The 22,016-nt window shown below is 42.6% G+C and carries 21 protein-coding genes and 1 riboswitch; of the genes, 14 read left to right on the plus strand and 7 right to left on the minus strand.

Translation table 11 applies throughout. The annotated features are described in order from the left end of the window. Positions 1-594: 594 nt before the first annotated feature. Both PU629_RS08010 and PU629_RS08015 read right to left on the minus strand, forming a co-directional pair. Positions 595-1,752 (minus strand): aminotransferase class I/II-fold pyridoxal phosphate-dependent enzyme, encoded by a 1,158-nt coding sequence (locus tag PU629_RS08010; RefSeq protein WP_275283752.1) that lies wholly within the window; start codon positions 1,750-1,752, stop codon positions 595-597. Between the two features lie 276 nt (positions 1,753-2,028). After that, positions 2,029-2,451: an acyl-CoA thioesterase gene (locus PU629_RS08015; RefSeq protein WP_275283753.1), complete on the minus strand. Its 423-nt coding sequence runs from the start codon at positions 2,449-2,451 to the stop codon at positions 2,029-2,031. Positions 2,452-2,619: 168 nt separating this feature from the next. On the opposite strand from PU629_RS08015, the gene moaA reads away from it, so the two are divergent. Next, positions 2,620-3,630 carry a GTP 3',8-cyclase MoaA gene (gene moaA, locus PU629_RS08020; RefSeq protein ID WP_275283754.1) on the plus strand — a complete coding sequence of 337 codons (1,011 nt, stop codon included), beginning with the start codon at positions 2,620-2,622 and terminating at the stop codon, positions 3,628-3,630. Between the two features lie 157 nt (positions 3,631-3,787). Here the strand turns inward: moaA and PU629_RS08025 are convergent, their stop codons facing one another. Beyond that, the gene (locus tag PU629_RS08025) at positions 3,788-4,594 is read right to left on the minus strand and encodes a YqhG family protein (RefSeq protein WP_275283755.1); all 807 of its coding nucleotides are present in this window, start codon (positions 4,592-4,594) and stop codon (positions 3,788-3,790) included. Beyond that, positions 4,572-6,254 carry a DEAD/DEAH box helicase gene (locus PU629_RS08030; protein WP_275283756.1) on the minus strand — a complete coding sequence of 561 codons (1,683 nt, stop codon included), beginning with the start codon at positions 6,252-6,254 and terminating at the stop codon, positions 4,572-4,574. The genes PU629_RS08025 and PU629_RS08030 overlap by 23 nt, the downstream gene beginning before the upstream one ends. A 176-nt stretch (positions 6,255-6,430) precedes the next feature. Beyond that, positions 6,431-6,522: riboswitch (glycine riboswitch) on the plus strand. Between the two features lie 182 nt (positions 6,523-6,704). Between PU629_RS08030 and gcvT the strand changes: the two genes are divergently transcribed. The 3 genes from gcvT to gcvPB are packed head-to-tail and all read left to right on the plus strand — an operon-like array spanning position 6,705 to position 10,628. Further along, a complete protein-coding gene (gene gcvT, locus PU629_RS08035) occupies positions 6,705-7,802 on the plus strand; it encodes a glycine cleavage system aminomethyltransferase GcvT (protein ID WP_275283757.1) in 1,098 nt (365 codons plus the stop codon). Between the two features lie 20 nt (positions 7,803-7,822). Beyond that, a complete protein-coding gene (gene gcvPA, locus PU629_RS08040) occupies positions 7,823-9,178 on the plus strand; it encodes an aminomethyl-transferring glycine dehydrogenase subunit GcvPA (RefSeq protein ID WP_275283758.1) in 1,356 nt (451 codons plus the stop codon). Continuing rightward, the gene (gene gcvPB / locus PU629_RS08045; protein WP_275283759.1) at positions 9,171-10,628 is read left to right on the plus strand and encodes an aminomethyl-transferring glycine dehydrogenase subunit GcvPB; all 1,458 of its coding nucleotides are present in this window, start codon (positions 9,171-9,173) and stop codon (positions 10,626-10,628) included. The genes gcvPA and gcvPB overlap by 8 nt, the downstream gene beginning before the upstream one ends. Before the next feature lie 75 nt (positions 10,629-10,703). Here the strand turns inward: gcvPB and PU629_RS08050 are convergent, their stop codons facing one another. Then, on the minus strand, positions 10,704-11,027 hold the full coding sequence (locus tag PU629_RS08050; RefSeq protein ID WP_481900508.1) for a rhodanese-like domain-containing protein: 324 nt from the start codon (positions 11,025-11,027) through the stop codon (positions 10,704-10,706). A gap of 596 nt (positions 11,028-11,623) precedes the next feature. Between PU629_RS08050 and PU629_RS08055 the strand changes: the two genes are divergently transcribed. Then, positions 11,624-14,191, plus strand: a complete 2,568-nt coding sequence (locus tag PU629_RS08055) for a vitamin B12-dependent ribonucleotide reductase (RefSeq protein ID WP_275283760.1) — start codon at positions 11,624-11,626, stop codon at positions 14,189-14,191. A gap of 299 nt (positions 14,192-14,490) precedes the next feature. Next, complete coding sequence (gene mntR / locus PU629_RS08060; RefSeq protein WP_275283761.1) at positions 14,491-14,925, plus strand: transcriptional regulator MntR; 435 nt, start codon at positions 14,491-14,493, stop codon at positions 14,923-14,925. Positions 14,926-15,070: 145 nt separating this feature from the next. On the opposite strand, the gene PU629_RS08065 is transcribed toward mntR, so the two are convergent. Further along, positions 15,071-15,466: an SA1362 family protein gene (locus PU629_RS08065; RefSeq protein WP_275283762.1), complete on the minus strand. Its 396-nt coding sequence runs from the start codon at positions 15,464-15,466 to the stop codon at positions 15,071-15,073. A gap of 24 nt (positions 15,467-15,490) precedes the next feature. Next, positions 15,491-16,432 carry a DUF1385 domain-containing protein gene (locus PU629_RS08070; protein WP_275283763.1) on the minus strand — a complete coding sequence of 314 codons (942 nt, stop codon included), beginning with the start codon at positions 16,430-16,432 and terminating at the stop codon, positions 15,491-15,493. 245 nt (positions 16,433-16,677) lie between these two features. Here PU629_RS08070 and PU629_RS08075 point away from each other — a divergent pair, with 245 nt between their 5' ends. The 8 genes from PU629_RS08075 to spoIIIAE all read left to right on the plus strand — a co-directional run bounded on the left by PU629_RS08075 (position 16,678) and on the right by spoIIIAE (position 22,007). Continuing rightward, positions 16,678-17,172 (plus strand): YqhR family membrane protein, encoded by a 495-nt coding sequence (locus PU629_RS08075; protein ID WP_275283764.1) that lies wholly within the window; start codon positions 16,678-16,680, stop codon positions 17,170-17,172. Between the two features lie 294 nt (positions 17,173-17,466). After that, positions 17,467-17,895 (plus strand): type II 3-dehydroquinate dehydratase, encoded by a 429-nt coding sequence (gene aroQ / locus PU629_RS08080; RefSeq protein ID WP_275283765.1) that lies wholly within the window; start codon positions 17,467-17,469, stop codon positions 17,893-17,895. A 41-nt stretch (positions 17,896-17,936) separates the two neighbouring features. Then, a complete protein-coding gene (efp, locus tag PU629_RS08085) occupies positions 17,937-18,494 on the plus strand; it encodes an elongation factor P (RefSeq protein WP_275283766.1) in 558 nt (185 codons plus the stop codon). Between the two features lie 247 nt (positions 18,495-18,741). Next, positions 18,742-19,674 (plus strand): stage III sporulation protein AA, encoded by a 933-nt coding sequence (spoIIIAA, locus tag PU629_RS08090; RefSeq protein ID WP_275283767.1) that lies wholly within the window; start codon positions 18,742-18,744, stop codon positions 19,672-19,674. Further along, on the plus strand, positions 19,671-20,186 hold the full coding sequence (spoIIIAB, locus tag PU629_RS08095) for a stage III sporulation protein SpoIIIAB (RefSeq protein WP_275283768.1): 516 nt from the start codon (positions 19,671-19,673) through the stop codon (positions 20,184-20,186). Before spoIIIAA ends, spoIIIAB begins: the two co-directional genes overlap by 4 nt. Positions 20,187-20,198: 12 nt before the next feature. Then, positions 20,199-20,405 (plus strand): stage III sporulation protein AC, encoded by a 207-nt coding sequence (gene spoIIIAC / locus PU629_RS08100; protein WP_275283769.1) that lies wholly within the window; start codon positions 20,199-20,201, stop codon positions 20,403-20,405. A gap of 12 nt (positions 20,406-20,417) precedes the next feature. Further along, complete coding sequence (gene spoIIIAD, locus PU629_RS08105; protein ID WP_275284384.1) at positions 20,418-20,807, plus strand: stage III sporulation protein AD; 390 nt, start codon at positions 20,418-20,420, stop codon at positions 20,805-20,807. Positions 20,808-20,819: 12 nt separating this feature from the next. Next, the gene (spoIIIAE, locus tag PU629_RS08110) at positions 20,820-22,007 is read left to right on the plus strand and encodes a stage III sporulation protein AE (RefSeq protein WP_275283770.1); all 1,188 of its coding nucleotides are present in this window, start codon (positions 20,820-20,822) and stop codon (positions 22,005-22,007) included. Positions 22,008-22,016 lie beyond the last annotated feature (9 nt).

A 22,016-nucleotide genomic window follows, 5' to 3' on the forward strand; every position in this document is an offset into this window, starting at 1 on the left:
GGTAAGAAGGGCGTTCATCGAGGGGATGAACGCCAAAATAGGGTTGAGGGCAGGCAAGAAGGGCGTTCATCGAGGGGATGAACGCCAAAATAGGGTTGAGAGCAGGCAAGAAGGGCGTTCATCGAGGGGATGAACGCTAAAATAGGGTTGAGGGCAGGCAAGAAGGGCGTTCATCGAGGGGATGAACGCCAAAATAGGGTTGAGGGCAGGCAAGAAAGGCGTTCATCAAGGGGATGAACGCCAAAATAGGGTTGAGGGCAGGCAAGAAGGGCGTTCATCAAGGGGATGAACGCCAAAATAGGGTTGAGAGCAGCTAAGAAAGGCGTTCATCAAGGGGATGAACGCCAAAATAGGGTTGAGGGCAGGCAAGAAAGGAGTTCATCAAGGGGATGAACGCCAAAATAGGGTTGAGGGCAGGCAAGAAAGGCGTTCATCAAGGGGATGAAAAAGTCAAATAAAAATACACCTAAATACCTAAATAGGTCTGTATTCAAGTACTAGTTTATAAAAAACATAAGAAAAAGGACATCAATTGAATGTCCCTTTTTTATTGAAATCGTGCATTTGAAGACGCTGAAATAAGTAAAACGCGTATTAGCGCGTTTTACTTAATAAAACCGATAAACGTTCAACGAAGAGTTCAAGTTTGTCCAATGAACTGGCAAAGGATAACCGAAGATGCTGGTCATCGCCAAAAGTAAACACCGTGCTGGGAAGAACACCGACACGAGCTTCCTTTAAAGCCATTTGAAAAAAGGCTTCAGCGTTTGTTTTCAAAGGAGAAAGGTCAGGAAAGGCGTAAAAGGTCGCATCGGGCGCTTTTAATCTAAAACCGAGCTCATTTAAATGCTTAACGATAAAATCCCGACGGACTTTATATTCTTCACGCATTTTAGAAACCTCATGATCTCCTTGATCAAGGGCTACGGCTGCAGCGAATTGTGAAACGGTATTAACACTCGTGTTTATGTATTGGTGAACTTTGACCATTTCTTTTGTCAGCGGTTCTGAGGCGAATGTAAACCCTATACGCCACCCGGTCATCGCATGTGATTTGGACAATCCATTAATGATAATGGTTTGTTCTCTCACCTCGGAGAATGAACCAATTGACGTGTGTTGTTGGTCAAACGTTAATTCGCTGTATAGTTCATCTGAAATAACATATAAATCGTGCTCTTTAATGACAGGAACTAATTCTTTTAGTTCGTCATGAGTTAAAATTGCTCCAGTAGGATTAGACGGATACGTTAACAAGACGGCTTTTGTCTTAGGGGTTATGGCATTTGTCAATAATTCTTTCGTTAACTTAAACTGTTGATCGGTCGTATCTACAGGGACAAAGCGAGCCCCGCAAAGATCTAATACGGGTTTATAACCTGGGTAAGCGGGTGTCGGCACAATCACCTCATCGCCAGGAGAGAGTATGGTTCTTAAAGATAAAAATAAGCTTTCTGTTGTTCCATTTGTCACGATAATTTCAGTTCTGGGATCATAAGTTAATCCATAATGACGGTTTATATAACGGGAGGCCGCTTCACGCGTTTCTAAAAGACCATAAGTAGGGGCATAAAACGTCATGTTTTTTTCTAAACCCTGAACAGCGGCCTGTTTAATAAAGGAGGGGGTTGGAAAATCAGGCTCCCCGATTGTAAGAGAAACGACGTTTGAATACGTCTTGATCTCGTCTGTGATCTGTCTGATACCAGAAATTTCAATGCTTTTAACGTCTTGATTCAAAGATTTAGACATCGACATAATCTCCTTCAATAAAATACTATTAATTTTACAACATAATAGCCTAAACCTCTATGACGATTTGAATTTTTGTCATGAACTCGAGCAAATTCCTAAATTAGGCATCCACTGATTAAAGAGAGGTTTTTTATCTGAATATTAGTTTAATCCTTTAAGAATTATAAACCATTTTTCATCTTGATAGCACAAATTCCAGAATGTGGATGAAAAGTCTTCTTTGATAGTAAAAAAGGCGTCCCTTTTTTTAAAAGAGGACGGCCCAAATCTCTATTATTCTCTAAATGATGGAACGCCTTCTGGCGGGAATTGGTGCTCGGTTAATAAAGCTCTTTTCTCATCCGTCAAAGGAATCGATTTTTTAGTTTCAAAGTCATAACCAAGTAGTGTTCCTTCCCCGCGGGCAATCCAATTTCCTTTTTTATCATGAATGGCATGTTCAACTTCAAAGCTTGAACGGCCAATCTTGCCAATCCAAGTTAGGACGGTTAGTTCTTGAGCATAAACCGCTTCTTGAAGATAATCACATCGCGTGGAGGCGACGATCACATTCCAAGTGTGAATGGTTAAATTCGGGTTAAACAGCTTGAAGACATCTGCTCGTGCCTCTTCGAAAAATGAATAATACACAGCATTATTAACATGTCCCATGGGATCGCAGTCACTAAATCTTACGGTAAGGTCATATGAAAACATTGAGGTTTCCTCTCCTTTATCTAATAGTTAAGCCACTTGTTAAATGAATCCATTATTTTGCATTTTACCGAAATAATTAGAAAAAGTCGACTTTTGTCTTCTTATGCGCTTGCCTGGGCAATAAATTTAGGAACATGATACAATATCTATAAATGAGGAGGCCGAATCATGACTGATGCAAAATTGTTCGACGTCCATCAGCGTCCTTTGCAAGATTTACGGATATCGGTTACAGATCGCTGTAATTTTCGCTGCACCTACTGCATGCCAGCAGATGTGTTTGGAAAAGATTATCCTTTTTTAAATAGAAGCGAACTTTTAAGCTTTGAAGAAATAGCTAGACTAACCTCGATCTTCACTTCAAAAGGGGTTCGAAAGCTTCGGCTAACAGGCGGTGAACCTCTCATGAGAAAGGATCTGGATCACTTAATCCGATTGCTTTCTAATATAGATGGGGTCGAGGATCTGGCGATGACGACTAATGGGGTCTTGCTGCCTAAAATGGCAAAACGATTAAAAGAAGCGGGACTTCTACGTGTTACGGTTAGCTTAGACGCCTTGGATGATACGTTGTTTGGAAAAATAAATGGGCAAGGTATTGGGGTCGGGGCAGTTCTTAAAGGAATTGAAGCAGCTGAAGAAGCCGGCCTGAAGGTTAAAGTGAACATGATGGTACGTAAAGGTGTTAATGAAGATCAAATTCTTCCTATGCTGGATTTCTTTCGAGGTACCGGCCGTATTTTACGTTTTATAGAATTCATGGATGTTGGGAACACAAATGGCTGGTCAATGAACCAAGTCGTAACGAAAAAAGACATCCTCTCCATCATTGGTGAAACCTATAAGGTGGATACGATCCAGCCTAATTACTTTGGAGAAGTAGCCTCGCGTTACAGACTTGCGGGTACTGAGGATGAATTTGGGATCATTTCTTCTGTTTCTGATGCCTTTTGCGGGACTTGCACAAGGGCGCGGTTATCGGCAGATGGTTCGCTTTATACGTGCTTATTTGCAACTAGAGGAAACAGCTTGCGGAACCCTTTGCGAAACGGTGCAACGGATGAAGAGCTTGCGGAATTAATTGGGCGAATCTGGACAGGACGACGAGATCGTTATTCGGATGAACGCAGAGAAGAAGGACGCAAAGATAAGATCGAAATGTCTTATATTGGCGGGTAAGGCGAATTCAAAAGGCTTTTTTCCAAAGGACTGTTGCTAAATTCGCTTGTTCAATAGGTAACCAAGTTAATGAAAACAACCGGGTAAAAAAAGGGTTCGAAAGCGAGTAGCTTTCGGACCCTTTTTTTAGATTGACGGCTGTCTCCACTGAAAGGTCTTAAGATCCCATTTGTCCAGGCGTCAGATAAAACAGTCCGCCATTCAGGATAGAAACGCGAATATGGGGTTCATATTGCTGACGAAGCGCTTCTTTTTCCTTGTCGTAATTAACTTTTGCTTGCTCGGGATCCTCGTCTTCTTCGATGGTTTCATAAAACCGATTCAGAAGATCAAGGTCATTTTCCCAACGCTTGTGTGCCGCTTCTGCCCATTTATGTTCTTCTTCTTGGATCAGTTTTTCAACAATGGCTTCTAAGCGCTTTAATCCGCTGACTGGTTTGATGAGCGGACTCATCGTGTAACAGAAATCAGGGATTTTAGGAGTTAAGGAGAGCTTAGTCATCGATTCATGGAAGTCGCGGACAATCATCCCATTCAGTAAATTAATTCCAAGCGACAGAAGCATATCCTTTTTGACATCACAGCAATAACTGATTTTCGTATTTATACATAACCATGGGACAAGTCCTATTTTTTGTTGGGAACTGTTCGGGGCTTCCTCGTAAAGCCGGATATAGCGGGCCATTTCTTTGGTGCTTTGAAAGATTTGGTGAAGGCGAGGAGAACCAAAATGAATCAATTCGCCTTCATCACCGTTAAAAGCTGTTTTTAAGGTGAGCGTTGCGGTTTCTGGCTGATTGCCGAGCTTCTCAACATAATGCCAATAAAATGGCCGGTTCATGAGCCGTTTATCCATATCCACCGTCAGCTTGACCTTTAAAAAATGAGGACGGGACTCTAAGATATCGCAGCCGCTTGCACGAAAGTAAGTCTCTAAGTAATCATGAATGGCTTCCTGCCGCATCGATGACTTCCTCCTCTTCCTCTTTGAATCTTTCAGCATTGATGACGCTTGTGAGATTATCAAACTTGATTTTGATCTCACCAATGGATTCGGATTCATTTAAAATTGAAGAAATTTCCTTGTCCAGTTGTTTAAGGTCTAACCGTTCAAGGATATCATCCAATTCGCCGATGACATTCTCGAACAGATCAATTTTTTCATACAATAAGTGGAGAATATGTTCTTCGACGGTATTCTTAATCGCAAAATTATAAATGTGCACATCCTTTTCTTGACCGAGACGGTGGACGCGGCCGATCCGCTGTTCAAGACGCATAGGGTTCCATGGCAAGTCATAATTAATCACATGCTGACAAAATTGAAGATTAATGCCTTCACCGCCTGCTTCTGTAGCAATCAAAACTTGCGCGTTATTTTTAAACAATTGTTGCATCCAATCTTTCTTGCTCCGTTTAAAACCGCCTCTAAAAGGAACCGAGGTAATGCCGTTTTGTTTCAAGAACCATTGCAGATAAAGCTGAGTGGCGCGGTATTCAGTAAAAATGATCACTTTATCATCAATCGTTTGAATTAATTCAAGTACCTTTTCGGCTTTGGAGTTCCGGTTCACTTTTTGCAAGGTTAACAGAAGCGGGGATAACGCTTGCTGTAAGACAGGTGAAGCATTGTTCTTTTCAAACATATTTTTGAGGGTCATGAAGACCGCTTCTTTACTTGAGCATGCCTCTCGTTTAAGTGTAATGAGAGGAAAGCCTTTTAAGACATCCAGACCCCTTAAAGCTTCTATTTCGTCATGGACTCGTTTTTCCTCATCACTTAGACTAATATCAATAGATTGAACATGGCGTTTCGACCAATTAAAGTCTGTATCCTTTCGCCGATTGCGAACCATGACTTGATTAACCAGCCGTTTGAGGGTGTCCTCATTTTGAACGGCGCTTTTTCCGCTTCGATAACGCTGAAAAAAGGATTCAGCGTCGCCCAAATAGCCCGGTTTTAGTAAAGAGACTAGATAGTAAAGCTCATCGATTCGGTTTTGGATCGGGGTTGCCGTTAATAGTAAACAAAACTTTTTCTTAATTTGTTTGGCAAATTGATAATTTTTGGTTTTGTGGTTTTTGAGTTTATGAGCTTCGTCAATAATGACGAGATCATAATCCTGGTTAAGAATAATATCGGCATGCGGACTTCTCTTCGCGGTATCAATAGATGAGATCACTACATCACATTGCTCCCAGACATACGCTTTTCTCTGCGGGACGGCTGGTATAAAGAATTTCTGATTTAGTTCTTTTGCCCATTGAAGGACAAGTGAGGCGGGTACCAAAATAAGGATTTTTTTCGCCAAGCCGCGAATCATATACTCTTTCATTATGAGCCCTGCTTCAATGGTCTTACCAAGACCTACTTCATCAGCCAGGATAGCCTTTCCATGCATTTTTTCGATAACGGTCTGAGCAGTTTCCACCTGGTGCGGCAATAATTGAAGTTCAGGTAAGTGATCGGGGGCTACTAAACCTTCAAAATGAGGAACAATAAGCTGTTCTTCTGCCGTATGTGCTAATTGGAATAATTCCCAATCCGCCCATGGACCGTCTGCCTCAAAATAGGCAGGAAATGCATCTTGCCATGAGCGATCAAAGGTAATCGTTGGTTTCATTATGAATGCCTCCCATATAATGGGTTAATCTATAAGAAGATAAGAGAATGTTGTGCGATATGCGATTTTTCTCTACTATACAAACAGTTCATCACATGATAGGATAGAATTTGTTACTGAGCTATTAATGTTAAATGGTGTGAGTAGTATGTGCCAATTTAATAGGAAATATGCGAATGAGATCAAGGGGAGAGACCGTTTGAACAAGCGGCGCCGAAGGAGCAAGCCACCGTGCCAATCTCTCAGGCAAAGGAACTCTTGATCGACGCAACTCTGGAGAGCGCTCCGCGAATGGAGCCACCGACGAGGCGAGGATACTAATAAAGCGGTAGACCTCATTAAACTTTCCGGTATTAAGGACAGAGACACGGATCCCGTGTTTTCTCTGTCCTTTTTTATTGGTCGGAATTATTAGAAACTTCAAATTCGAAAAAGCAAGGAGGCGCGGCAATGACAACTTTGAAAAGAACTCCAATTTATGATCAGGTAAAATCTCTTGGGGCCAAAACGATTGATTTCGGAGGGTGGGACCTTCCTGTTCAATTCAGCAGCATCAAGGAAGAGCATAAGGCTGTGCGTGAACGGGCGGGATTATTTGATGTGTCCCATATGGGTGAAATTGAAGTTAAAGGAACAGGTGCAGAGGCCTTTTTACAAGGTCTCGTAACGAATGATGTCCTTCCGCTTCAAGCCGGAGATGCTCTATACACCGCTATGTGTTATGAAAACGGGGGAACCGTTGACGACCTTATTATTTACAAACGAGACAATGAAGATTACTTGCTTGTCGTTAATGCCTCCAATACTGACAAAGATTTTGATTGGATGAAGGAGCATGCCCCTCAAGAGTTATCGGTTCTTAATGTTTCCAGCCAAGTGGCACAGCTTGCTATCCAAGGTCCTTTGGCAGAGACCATCCTGCAAACATTAACGGATGAGGATCTTTCTGCTATTCGTTTCTTTAAATTTAAAGAGAATGTCCCATTAGCGGGAATTTCATCACTCGTTTCAAGAACAGGTTATACGGGTGAAGATGGATTTGAAATTTATTGTCCATGGGTTGACGCCCCCAAACTTTGGGAGGCCATTCTTGAGGCAGGGCAAGATAAAGGCCTTTTGCCGTGTGGTCTTGGTGCGCGTGATACGCTTCGATTTGAAGCCAAGCTTCCATTATATGGTCAAGAATTGAGTGCTTCCATCAGCCCAATTGAGGGCGGGGTTGGCTTTGCTGTAAAGCCGAATAAGCAAGCTGATTTTATTGGGAAAGCTGTATTAAAGGATCAAAAAGAAAATGGGGCAAGAAGAAAGCTTGTTGGTCTAGAAATGATTGATAAAGCCATTCCTAGAACTCATTATGAAGTATTCGTGGGAGAGAAGAAGATTGGCGAGGTGACTACCGGAACTCAATCGCCTACTCTTGGGAAGAACCTGGGATTAGCTTTAGTTGAAGTTGAATATGCAGCGCTCGGAACAGAAGTAGAAGTTGATGTGCGCGGCAAGCGCCGAAAAGCCATCATCGTTAAAGCCCCTTTTTATAAAAGAGGATAAAGAAAAAGGAGAGAGAATCAATGGGGACATTTCGCTATCTGCCCGTTACCGATCAAGACCGACAAGATATGCTAAAAGTGATAGGAGTGGAATCGGTTGACGACCTTTTTAGCGACGTACCGGAAAAAGTGCGTTTTAAAGGCCGTCTTGAAGTAGAAGAAGCTCTATCCGAAGGTGATTTGTTTAAATTCATGTCAAGCCTTGCAGCAAAAAATGTGAACACGAAAGAGACGCCTTCTTTTCTAGGGGCTGGTGTCTATGATCACTATATTCCGTCGATTGTGAATCATGTGATCTCTCGTTCTGAGTTTTATACTGCCTATACACCTTATCAGCCTGAAATCTCTCAAGGAGAGCTTCAAGCGATATTCGAGTTTCAATCGATGATTTGTGAGCTGACTGGCATGCAAGTGGCGAATTCCTCTATGTATGACGGACAGACTGCTTTAGCTGAAGCGGCACTTCTGAGTGTCAATGTTTCCCGGCAAACCAAAATCATTGTTTCTGAAGGGGTGCATCCGGAAGCACGTCAGGTCCTTGCGACTTATGCCAAAGGGCAGAATCTCGAGGTCATTGAAGTAGGCTTAGCCAATGGGGTGACCGACCTTGAGCAACTTAAGACAGTTCTCAATGATGAAACTGCCTGTGTGATCGTCCAATATCCAAACTTCTTTGGTCAAATCGAGCCAGTTAAAGAAATTGAGGCTCTTACACATGCTGCCAAGAAAGCTCAATTGGTCGTCTCCTCTAATCCGCTCGCGCTTGGCCTTTTAACGGCTCCAGGCGAGTTAGGGGCAGATATTGTGATTGGTGATTGCCAATCTCTTGGTATTCCCGCTTCATTTGGCGGACCTCACTGTGGCTATTTTGCTACAACTGAAAAATTAATGCGCAAAGTACCTGGTCGTTTGGTTGGAGAGACCATTGATGAAAATGGAACAAGAGGCTATGTCTTAACGCTTCAAGCGCGTGAACAGCATATTCGCCGGGACAAAGCGACCTCTAACATTTGTTCAAACCAAGCTTTAAATGCGCTTGCCTCCTCCGTTTGTATGACGGCATTAGGTAAAACGGGGATCAAAGAGATTGCTTATCAAAACTTGCAAAAAGCTCACTATGCGGTCAATCAGTTCAAAGCCATCGGAATTGAACCGGTTCATAATGGTGCCTATTTTAATGAATTTGTGATTAACACGGGTCGCCCTGTCAAAGAGGTTAATCGAGAATTGTTGAAAGCCGGTTTTATCGGTGGTGTGGATCTCGGCCGTTTTGATGAGTCATGGGACCAGTTGATGCTGATTGCTGTGACAGAGCAGCGCAATAAACAAGAAATTGATCAATTCGTGAACGTGTTGGGGGGGCTTATCCGTGGGTAAAAATGATCAGCCATTGATTTTCGAATATAGTAAGCCTGGGCGCATCGGCTATAGTCTTCCTGAATGTGACGTACCTGAAGTCGAACTTACAGAGACGCTTCCAAAAGACTATATCCGTGAACAAGATCCAGAGCTTCCAGAGGTATCAGAGCTCCAAATCATGCGTCATTATACCGCCTTATCTAGACGAAACCACGGGGTCGATTCTGGTTTTTATCCACTCGGCTCGTGTACCATGAAGTACAATCCAAAAATTAATGAAGATGTGGCTCGATTAACAGGCCTTGCTCACATTCATCCTTATCAAGAGGAAGAAACGGTACAAGGGGCTATGGAGCTGCTCTATCGCCTTCAGACCAATCTTGCTGCTGTTACGGGAATGGATGAGGTGACCCTGCAGCCGGCAGCGGGTGCGCACGGTGAGTGGACAGGGCTCATGATTATCCGGGCTTATCATGAATCGCGCGGTGACTTGAAGCGTAGGAAGGTCATTGTGCCGGATTCGGCTCATGGAACCAATCCTGCTTCTGCAACAGTAGCCGGGTTTGAAACCATAACGGTTAAGTCTAATGAAAAAGGGCTTGTCGATCTTGAGGATTTGCGACGCGTTGTCGGTGAGGACACGGCGGCATTAATGCTCACCAATCCGAACACGCTCGGACTCTTTGAAGAAGAAATTGTGGAAATGGCACAAATTGTCCACGAAGCAGGCGGAAAGCTCTATTATGATGGAGCTAACATGAACGCTATTCTTGGGGTAACCCGTCCTGGAGATATGGGTTTTGACGTCGTTCACTTGAATCTTCATAAGACCTTTACAGGACCACATGGCGGCGGCGGCCCTGGTTCTGGCCCTGTTGGGGTTAAAAAAGAACTCGCCAAATATTTACCAAAGCCTGTCCTTACTAAGACGGAAGACGGCTTTACGTTTGATTATAACCGTCCAGAATCGATTGGCCGTGTTAAACCGTTCTATGGAAACTTTGGAATTAACGTTCGCGCCTATACGTATATAAGGACAATGGGGCCTGATGGCTTAAATCAGGTATCGCGTGATGCGGTTTTAAATGCGAACTATTTATTCCGCCGTTTAGCGCCTTATTTTGAAGTGCCGTTTGATCGTCATTGCAAACATGAATTTGTTATCTCAGGGAAAAAACAGAAAAAGTTGGGTGTTCGGACTCTGGATATGGCAAAGCGCCTATTAGATTTTGGGTATCATCCACCAACCATTTACTTTCCGCTTATTGTGGATGAGTGCATGATGTTTGAGCCGACTGAAACGGAATCCAAGGAAACGCTGGATGATTTTGCAGATACGCTCATTCAAATCGCCAAAGAGGCAGAAGAGAACCCCGAAATTGTTCAAGAAGCTCCTCATACAACGGTTGTGGGCCGATTGGACGAAACCCGTGCTGCCCGGCAGCCTGTTTTACATTATAAGAAATAAGATAAGGGGGAGGGTTCCCCCTCAACAAAAAACATGGCGCTCACCTTAGGTGAACGCCATGTTTTTACTTAATAGTTATGCATTTTTACTCTTTACTTTTCCTGTCCACTGCTTAAATCCGCCTTTAAGCATGTAGATTTCCTGGCAGCCGTATTTTCTCAGAAGTGCCGCTGCACGAGTGCTGCGAGTCCCGTTTTGACAATAGAGATAGACGGGTTTATCTTTTCGAATCTCTTGTTTTCTCATTTTAAATTGAGTAAGAGGAACATTGCGAGCGCCTAATATATGTCCGTTTTCAAACTCATTCGGTTCTCTGACGTCAATGAGTTGCACTTTGCGATATCCTTCAATGAATTCCTCTTGCGTTAATGTTTTTAAATAGCGCCTCTGCATAAGCATTCGGGTAAGAGAGTACGCAATCGCTGCCACGATGAGAATAATTAAGACTATCCAAGCCACCACTTGATTCGACCCCTTTATGTTTGAAATGTTAGAGTTAGGTTTTGAAAGAAATAGAATCCTTAATCTATATATAGTTTAACATATACTTGTCCTTAAATCGATTCACAAATTAATTTAATGCTGTTGTGATAAGGATCAGCTTGACCGTGTCGATATTTGTCGAAATTAATAGCCTTGTTTGAGAGATGATTTCAGAGTTTCATTGTTGACAATTGGTTGCCTAATTGTTCTAGCTTCAACATGTTGTGGAAATCTAAAAAATATCGATACTATATATTGTGTTTTTTTTTGAATCACGCTATGATAGTTAATAGAGTTTAATCCTAGTGTCCATGGGGAGTTGTGTCAAAAAACGACAAAACCCACTAAGACTACTAGGAGTACAAATGGCGGTCATTGTATCACTAACTGTAGAAGTTAGTCAAGAATAGAGATCCCAACAAGAAACCTGACGTCCATATAATGACACCAGTCAATCCGTTATACAAAACGAATTGTCGCTGTATACCTATAAGTTTGGAGGAGAAAGATGAATGAGTGTGACTGTGCGAGGAGAATTAGAAATTAACAAAGAGGCATTGAACAAGGACATTGAGTTGTTCCCGCAGGTGTTTCCTATTACGGATGAAATGAGCACAACAAGAAGCGGTGTCTCAAGGCTCGTTATGTTAGACCGCTATGCTTTTAAAGATACCGAGAAGAAAACCATTAAGCCAGGTGATTTTGTTGTTTTAACGGTGATGAACGATCCGAAGTTTCCTGCACGTGGTCTTGGTTTTATTCGTGAGTTATATCCTGAATCTAATGAGGCACTTATTCAAGTGACGGAGGATTATCGTCATGTTCTGGCGACGGAAGAAGAACGTGAGAATGGTCTGATCAGACGCTCCCTTGATGTAATTGATAAGCCGCTTGAAGTGTATTATGAGCAGATTGCGAAACGAAATGCCCGCGGATTATCTAGTGTTGAGACATCTGTTGAAAAAAGACAAGCCTCGTTTGATGACTTCTACAAAGAGCTTGTATCTATGAATTTTGTACCGGCAGGACGAGTTCTTTATGGAGCCGGTGCAGATACGTTTGTTACGTATTTCAACTGTTATGTTATGCCTTTTGTTAAGGACTCGCGAGAAGGTATTGCTGAGCATCGCAAAAAAGTAATGGAAATCATGAGCCGCGGCGGCGGGGTGGGAACAAATGGCTCCACTCTGCGTCCGAGAAATACTTTGGCACGTGGTGTTAATGGTAAATCATCGGGATCGGTCTCTTGGTTAGATGACATCGCCAAACTTACCCACCTTGTTGAGCAGGGCGGATCCCGCAGAGGCGCTCAAATGATCATGCTGGCAGATTCTCATCCAGATATCATAGAATTTATTATTTCGAAAATGCAAAACCCTCGTATTTTGCGCTACTTAATTGAAACAGCAGAAGATGAAGCGATTCGCTCTTTAGCGAAGGATAAATTGAAATTTACACCTTTCACCGAAACAGAAAAGGATCTCTACCAAGGAATTGTTAATTATAAGCATTTTCCGGGTCAAGGCGGTTTTACCGACAAGGCAATTAAAGAGGCTGAAACACGCCTAAGAGATGGCGGTACGTATACCGTTAATAATCCAGAGTTTCTGACAGGTGCGAATATTTCAGTCACCCTTACGAAGGAATTCATGGATGCTGTTGAAAACGATGGGGATTTCGAACTTCGTTTTCCTGATGTCGAGCATTATACGCCTGAAGAAATGGCGATTTATAACAACGAATGGCATGAGTGCGGCGATGTGCGCGAATGGGAAGCTCGCGGATTTGGGGTGCGTGTTTACCGCACGATTCGTGCAAGAGAGCTGTGGAATCTCATTAATGTCTGTGCAACTTACTCAGCAGAACCTGGGATTTTCTTCATTGACAATGCGAATGATAAGACAAATGCCAAAGCTTATGGACAAAAAGTAGTCGCGACAAATCCATGTGGTGAACAACCACTCGCTCCGTATTCGGTTTGTAACCTTGCAGCGGTTAACTTAGCGAATATGGCGAATAAAGCAACAAAAGAAGTTGATTATGAAAAATTAAAAGAGACCGTTCGCGTCGGTGTCCGTATGCAGGACAACGTGATCGATGCAACACCTTATTTCCTTGAGGAAAACCGTGTTCAAGCATTAGGGGAGCGCCGTGTCGGATTAGGGGTAATGGGCCTTCATGACCTTTTAATTTACTGTGAAACAGAATACGGCTCTAAAGTAGGGAATGAGCTTGTCGACCGCATTTTCGAAACGATTGCGACAACGGCTTATAGAACCTCTATTGAACTGGCTAAGGAAAAAGGAAGCTTCCCATTCTTGGTTGGCAAGACAGAAGAAGAGACCAAGACCTTGCGTGAGCGTTTCATTAATACTGGCTATATGAAAACAATGCCTGAAGATATTCGTCAAGGTATCTTAGAGCATGGTATTCGCAACTCCCATCTCTTAACCGTTGCGCCAACCGGCTCCACGGGGACGATGGTTGGGGTTTCAACCGGCCTTGAACCATACTTCTCATTCTCTTACTTCCGCAGCGGACGCTTAGGTAAGTTTATTGAAGTCAAAGCCGATATCGTACAAGAATATTTAGATCAGCATCCTGAAGCTTCATCAGATAATCTGCCAAATTGGTTTGTAACCGCAATGGAACTTTCACCAGAGGCGCATGCGGATACACAATGTGTCATTCAGCGCTGGGTAGACAGCTCGATCAGTAAAACGGTTAATGCACCAAAAGGTTATACAGTGGATCAAGTTAAAGGGGTCTATGAGCGTCTTTACAAAGGCGGCGCTAAAGGTGGAACCGTTTATGTGGATGGCAGCCGTGATGCACAGGTCTTAACGCTTAAAGCAGAAGAAAACACCTTTGAAGAAGATGAAATGTTACCAGAAACAAAAGTTGAGCAAAAGGCCAAAGTTGTTTTGGTGGACACCATCACAGAGTTGGACAAAACCAACGTCACTTACGGATCTGAAGTCGGCGACACTTGCCCAATCTGTCGTCAAGGAACCGTCGAAGAACTAGGCGGCTGTAACACCTGCACAAACTGCAACGCTCAATTGAAATGCGGTTTATAAGAGAGGATTTTTGAAAAGAGGGAGATCTCCCTCTTTTTTTTCTTTTGCAAGTGTTTTATGGAGATAAAATTTAATAAAAATTTTAGAAAATACGTGGGAAGAAAGTGCTTGTTTTTTAACTCATAAAAACAAAGTGAATGACAGGGGACGACTTGTTTTAAATGGACAAGTGGTGTATCATTTTTTATAGTCTGTCTAACCGGCCACAAACATTTTTTCTAAAAGTAAATAGGCACTGTTCAGACATAGGAGTCATAAACCGATAACAAGTAGAAGTGGAAATAAACAGGGGGGATTTGATGGCGCCGACACCGAGCATGGAGGATTACATCGAAAGAATCTATCTATTAATTGAAGATAAAGGGTACGCGCGAGTGTCTGATATAGCGGAAGCGCTAGAAGTTCATCCCTCCTCCGTCACAAAAATGGTTCAACGACTGGATAAAGATCAATATCTTGTATATGAAAAATACCGTGGATTAGTTTTGACACCGAAAGGAAAAAAACTCGGAAAGCGACTTGTTTTTCGTCATGAATTACTTGAGGATTTCTTGAAGGTGATCGGTGTCAAACCGGAGACTATTTATTCCGACGTTGAAGGTATTGAACACCATCTCAGTTGGGACGCCATTGACCGGATTGGAGATCTTGTCCAATATTTTCAAGAGGATGCTTCAAGAGTGGAAGAATTAAGAGCTGTACAACATCAAAATAATGAAGAATCGGACCATTAACCATAGCCTTGGGTTGTGGTTTTTTTTTTACGGAGGACAGATCTCTATTGAAAGAAGGACCGATGCGGTTACTCCCTATCTATAAAACAACAAAAAACGGCTTGGAGAGATTCCAATCCGTTTTTGCTGTTTTAGTAGGTTAATTTTATAGAAAGCTGCGTTTTTTCTTTTTCTTTTTACCTTCAATAACGGTTAAATGTCCGTGACCTTTATGACGAATCCGCTCAAGAGGAGGTCGTCTTTTCTTAAGAGATTTATTTGTTGTAATGGCCCTAAGATTGGAGGAGGAACGTCTGCGTTCACGCGCAAATGGCTTTTTGCGCTTCTTGGATTGTCTGACCGCACGGCGATAAGCCTGCGTTTCATTAGGTGAATGGCGAGTTACCAATCGGTAAACAACATAAATTCCGCCAATTATCAAGCCGCCTATTATTAGTCTTTTGACAAGGAGCATGGGGTGTAGCCACATTAAAGAGACAAGACCAATTACACCAAGAAGAATCACAAGCAGAAAGAGAAGATTTGACCATGATCCTTTCAACTCAATCACCTCCTCCAAATAGGATTAACTTACAACCGATGTATCCTTTTCTAACAAAGTATCAGCTTCGCGTCGTTTCATCTCATTAAACGCGGCAATCGCCACTTCAATTTGGTCAGCATCCGGTTCTTTTGTTGTGAGTAATTGTAACCAAAGACCGGGGTAGCCCAGTACTTTTAATCCTGGGATGTGTCTGACCGCATTGGTTAAGCGAAGGACTTCATAAGAGAGCCCAAGATCAACAGGGATTAACGCAATGCGTGTTAACATCCGGACACTTAGCGGATGCAATGGGACAAAAAAGTAAAGAAAAACACTAATAATAGCCGTGAAAAGAATAAAGCTGCTTCCACATCTGTAGTGAAGACGTGTTTGTTTTTTGACATTCTCAACCGTAAGACTGAGGTCATTTTCAAAAGCATTTATAACTTTATGTTCAGCACCATGGTATTGAAAAACACGCTTCATGAGCGGCGTGATCGAAATAAAATAAATATAAGCAAGCAACAGAATGATTTTCAGAACACCCTCTGTTAAAATTTGCGAGACTTTACCTGGGAAAAAGGGTGTCAAAGCATCAGCAGCGAGTGCCGGAAGGAGTGTGAAAATAAACTTACCGAACAAGAAAGAAAGAATGGCCATGACAGAAAGTCCAAGAATCATGCCCCACTTTCCTTTGTTTTCTTCGGTTTCTTCAACATCTTCTTCTGGAAGTTTATCGTATTTTTCTGAAGAAAAATTCAGGTGCTTTGAACCGAGTATACTGGATTCAATGATTCCAATAACCCCTCGTACTAATGGCCATTTCTTCAGGAAACTATATGAAGACTTTGAATCGCGAGGCACCTCGAAAAACGCAATGGTGCCATCTTTTCTTCGTATGGCGGTCACACTTGTGAACCGGCCGCCCATCATGACCCCTTCAATTACGGCTTGCCCACCATACATCGTTTCTTTTTCCGCCATTCAGTTGACACCAACCTTTAAGAATTTGACTTAAACTTATTGTACTAGAAATCAGCCAAACTCTCTAGGTTTATTGTTATCTATTTATTACCCAAATTGAAACGAAGTATACCATTTGGACTCACATTTTTGCGAATCGAATTTCAGGGCCTCTCCACATAAACCTCACCCTAGACGATCTCTATCAATTAATGATGAGTGGATAGAGAAGAATTGGACATAATAGGCTTGGAGGTGTATATTCAGTGGCTGAAAAGAAGACAACAAATGAGCAACAATCAGAGATAACATCACCTGTCAGGACCTTCGCGATTGGCTTCTGGGGCGGTTTGATTTGGGGTTTTTTAGGGTTTATTTCGTATTATCTGAACTTTGCAAAGTATGGTCCTGGACTTATTTTAGCTCCTTGGGCACTTGGGAAATGGAAGGTCGGCTTAAAAGGGCAAATTCTTGGTATTATTGCGATTACCATTTTATCGATTGTGATTGCCTTCATATATAGAGCGGTATTGGGGAAGGTGAAAAACATTTGGATATCGGTTGGTTTTGGCATGGTCTTATGGGTGATTGTGTTCTATATCATCCAACCATGGATCCCAGGTTTGAAGCCTGTGCTTAAACTTGGCCTGAATACCATTTCAACTTCACTATGTCTTTATGTTTTGTACGGTCTTTTTATCGGCTATTCCATTTCTTTTGATCTTCAAATGAAGCAATCCTCTGACTACTCAAATGAATAACCCTATGGTAGAATGATTTTTGGAGTGATTTAAATACGACCCTCGAATTTTATCATCTTAAGTTTGTTGGAAGATGGTGTTCCAGGAGCAGAGGATTAAAAAAAGCGGATGAGGCGGAGTATTTATCACATCATAACGGTCGGTCGTACCTCGCTGTCATACAGTCATTTCAAGGCATGACGGAGGATTCACTTCCCGTAAAAAAGTCATTTAAGTTCAACTGAATTTCCGGGGGAAACATTCCCCATGTGAAATGAAGTTTTACTTTATAATGTATTCATAGGAGTCGTCAAAATGAACGCTTATTTAATTCTAAATGGACCTAATCTGAATGCTCTTGGACAAAGAGAGCCTGATGTTTACGGTCATAAGACGTTGGCAGACCTAGAGAAGGAAATCAAGGCTTTCGCTGCTTCACGAGGCTTCGAAGTGACATTTCGTCAAAGCAATCATGAAGGAGCCTTGATTGATTGGATACAGGAGGCTGAAGGAAAGTATCAGGGATTGGTCATGAATCCAGGAGCTTTCACTCATTACAGCTACGCCATACGAGATGCCCTTGCCAGCTTGTCCATTCCGTCAGTTGAAGTTCATATTTCGAATGTTCATAAGCGTGAAGCATTCCGACATCAATCGGTGCTTGCTCCTGTTATGAATGGGCAAATTGTAGGCCTTGGTTTTCATGGCTATCGCTTAGCCCTCGATTATTTAGAAAGCCTTTAAAATTCATAAAGAAATTTGGGGAAGGCTCAAGGAGGATTACCATGATTTCAGTTAACGATTTTAAAACAGGACTTACCATTGAAGTGGATGGAGGCATCTGGCAGGTCCTCGAATTCCAACACGTTAAACCAGGTAAAGGAGCAGCATTTGTTCGTTCTAAGTTACGCAATTTAAGAACGGGTGCTATCCAAGAAAAAACATTCCGCGGCGGTGAAAAAGTAGATCGCGCACATATCGATAACCGCAAAATGCAATATCTATATGCCAATGGCGATCAACATGCATTTATGGATTTGGAATCCTTTGAGCAAATTGAGTTAGCATCAAGCCAAATCAAAGAACAGCTTAAATTTTTGAAAGAAAATATGGAAGTTCATATTCAATCCTTCCAAGGTGAAACTTTAGGGGTTGAACTTCCTAATACGGTGGAATTAGAAGTGGTTGAAACCGAGCCAGGAATTAAGGGTGACACAGCTTCCGGCGGTTCAAAACCAGCTACATTAGAAACGGGTTACGTCGTTCAAGTTCCTTTCTTTGTGAACCAAGGCGATCGTTTAATCATTGACACTCGTAGCGGTGACTACGTTTCTAGAGCTTAATAGCCATCTAAAAAAGCGTTCGAGCAGATTTAATCTGTTCGAGCGCTTTTTTATTGTTTACGAGGAAATTTCTCGACTTATAGATAACTCGCCATTAAAACACTGCTTTGATCTTCGGGGTGACAAGCGCTGCAGAAATTATAACGGCTTGGGAGGTTGTCCTGATCCACCTGTCAATTTAGACATATGTTGTCCTTCTCGAACATAAGATGGGTTAGAAGACTATTAGTGATTAGGAGGATGCTCGGTGGAAGCGGTGCTCTCTATCTTACCTAAGGATCTAAGTGACCGTATTCGAAACCTTGTTGAACAAAAAACGATAACTCTTGAAGAAATCCGACTCCGACTTCATCGTCCAATTGAACTGATGGGGACTGGACAAGTCCTCTATTTAGATCAGCAGCGCCTACTGACCTCACAAGATATGAAAGTCCTAATGGGAAACCTCAGTGCTTACTCTCTTTATACGTTGGAAGAGGAATTAAAAAGAGGCTATGTGACCATTAGCGGCGGCCACCGAGTCGGTATAAATGGCAAGGTGGTTACCGAAGGAAGTCATGTGAAGATGATCCGTGACGTCAGTTCCCTGAACATACGGATTGCCAGGGAGAAAATTGGCGTGGCAGAGCCGCTTGCCCATTTTCTTTTTGATAAAGGACAGTGGTTAAGCACCTTAGTAATTGGTTCACCGCAAACAGGAAAGACGACCCTTTTGCGCGATCTAGCACGCGTCATCAGCAGTGGATTGGAGAAACGTGCGCCACATAAGGTTGGCATTGTGGACGAGCGTTCAGAAATTGCGGGCTGTATCAGAGGGGTACCGCAGAACACATTTGGCATTCGAGTGGATGTCCTCGATGCCTGTCCGAAAGCGGAAGGCATGATGATGATGATTCGTTCCATGAGTCCGGATGTCCTAATTGTGGACGAGATCGGCAGGCAAGAAGATACGGAAGCCATGCTCGAAGCTTTAAATGCAGGTGTCTCTGTTATGGCAACCGCCCACGCTTATAATTTGGAACAATTATGGAAACGCCCTACTTTAAAACCGCTTTTGGATCATCAAGTCTTTTCTCGTTTTGTGATTTTAGAGAATGACGCGAGGCAAGGACGTTTATATACAGTCTATAACGATTCGGGCGTTTGTCTTTCTTCTAGGAAGAGCGTGAGAGTCGGATGAAGATCATTGGGATTATATTAATTGTTTCAACTACCACCCTTATCGGCTTCGCGCTTGCTAAACGCTACAGGGAGCGCCCAAGGCAGCTGAGGCAATTAGTGACGGCTTTACAGTCATTGGAATCGGAAATTATGTTTGGTCTGACACCCGTTTTTGAGGCTGCCAGTCATCTCGTTGAACAGCTCCCAAGCCCTTCCAATCGCTTTTTCGCTGATTTGTTGGTCCTGTTAGATAAACGGGATGGCCGAGCCTTGACTGACATCTGGAGTGAAACTACCGAGAGTTTTTGGACGCAAACGGCTTTAAAACAGGCTGAAAAAGAAATATGGAAGCAATTTGGACAAACACTCGGTCAGTCTGACAGAGAGAATCAGAAAAAGCACATTCGGCTTGCGATTAGTCATCTGGAAAGAGAAGAAGAAGAGGCGCGAATTGCCCAGCAACAGTATGAAAAGATGACGAAGAGCCTTGGAATATTAGGCGGTCTGCTAATTGTTCTATTGCTGTTTTGAGGAGGAACCCAGATGTCTTTAGATGTAAATACGATCTTTCAAATTGCGGGTATTGGCATTATTGTTGCCATGATTCAAACCGTGCTGAAGCAAATGGGAAAAGAGGATTGGTCACAGTGGGTCACTTTAATCGGCTTCGTTGTCATTCTTTACATGGTGGCCACCTTAATCGGGGATCTCTTTTCAAAAATCCGTGATGTGTTTCTTTTCCAAGGTTAGGAGGGAAAGGCGATTGAAATCTTACAAATTGTTGGTATAGGGTTAATCGCGACCTTTCTCAGTCTTATATTAAATGAACAAAAGCCTGCCTTTGCTTTCTTGCTAATGGTGTTTGTCGGGGCAACGATTTTTATCTTTTTGATCGGACAAATCAGTCAAGTGATCACCATGTTAGAACGTTTAGCGATTAATGCTCATTTAAATTTAGTTTATGTGGAAACCGTTCTGAAAATTGTTGGTATTGCCTACATAGCAGAATTCGGTGCCCAGATCGCTAAGGATGCCGGTCAAGGAGCAATGGCTTCTAAGATTGAGCTGGCCGGAAAAATTCTCATACTTGTCATGGCCATTCCCATTATCACAGCTATTATTCAAACAGTCGTCGGATTAATCCCACAATAAGGGGGAGAATCGGTGAAACAATTCAAACAGTGGATGCTGCCAATTGGGTTCCTCCTCGTACTGGTTGGGGGGACATTTCTTTTTCCAGAACTCGCCCGAGCGGAAACACCCACACAAGATTGGGTGGATCAGCAATTAAAGCAGCTCAATTTAGATGATATTCAGACCTTTTGGAATTCAGTGGTTGATCAGTATAACGGCTTTTTACCAGAAAGTGAACAGATGACCTTCCTAGATTTTTTAAAGTCGGACAAGCAAGGGCTATTTCGAGAATGGACAACCGGTGCCATTAAGTACATGTTTCATGAATTGATTATTAATGGCAAGCTGCTTGGAACACTTATTCTTTTGACTGTTCTCTCCATGATTTTACAAACCATTCAAAATGCCTTTGAACACCGCGCTGTTTCTAAGGTCGCCTATGCAGTTGTTTACATGGTGCTGATTATTTTAACACTGAACTCCTTTCGTGTGGCCATAGATTATACGACGAATGCCGTGGATAGCATGAGTCACTTTCTACTCGCTCTTATGCCGCTCATCTTTGCCATTACCGCAACGAGTGGCGGGGCAACCAGTGTAGCCTTCTTCCACCCCATGATCATTTTTTTAGTCAATACGAGTGGTTGGCTTATTTCTACCATTATTTTACCACTTCTTTTTATGTCGGCATTGCTTCACATTGTCAGTACTTTAACAGAGCATTACAAAGTGACGCAACTCGCCAATCTCATGCGAAATGTGGCCATAGGTGGATTAGCTGGTTTCTTTGCGATCTTTCTTGGGGTGATGTCGGTTCAGGGGGCCGCCACCGCGATATCTGATGGGGTTTTAGTACGAACGGCTAAATTTGTCACCGGGAATTTTGTTCCGGTTGTAGGAAGAATGTTCACAGATGCGGCAGATACGGTGTTCAGCGCTTCGTTACTTGTGAAAAACACGATAGGGATTGCCGGTTTATTTATACTTGTTGCCTTAATTGCAATTCCGGCAATAAAAGTGTTGGTCTTAGCCCTCATCTATAATATCGCTTCCGCTGTTCTGCAGCCTCTTGGGGGAGGGCCGATTATTGAATGTCTCGGCATTATGGCGAAAAGCATGGTGTTTATCTTTGCTGCTCTTGCGATTGTATCGATGATGTTCTTTTTGGCACTGACGATCATTATTGCCTCGGGGAATCTTTCTTTGATGGTCAGGTGAAGGGGGAAT

It is taken from the genome of Pullulanibacillus sp. KACC 23026, assembly GCF_029094525.1.
Taxonomy (GTDB): Bacteria; Bacillota; Bacilli; order Bacillales; family Sporolactobacillaceae; genus KACC-23026.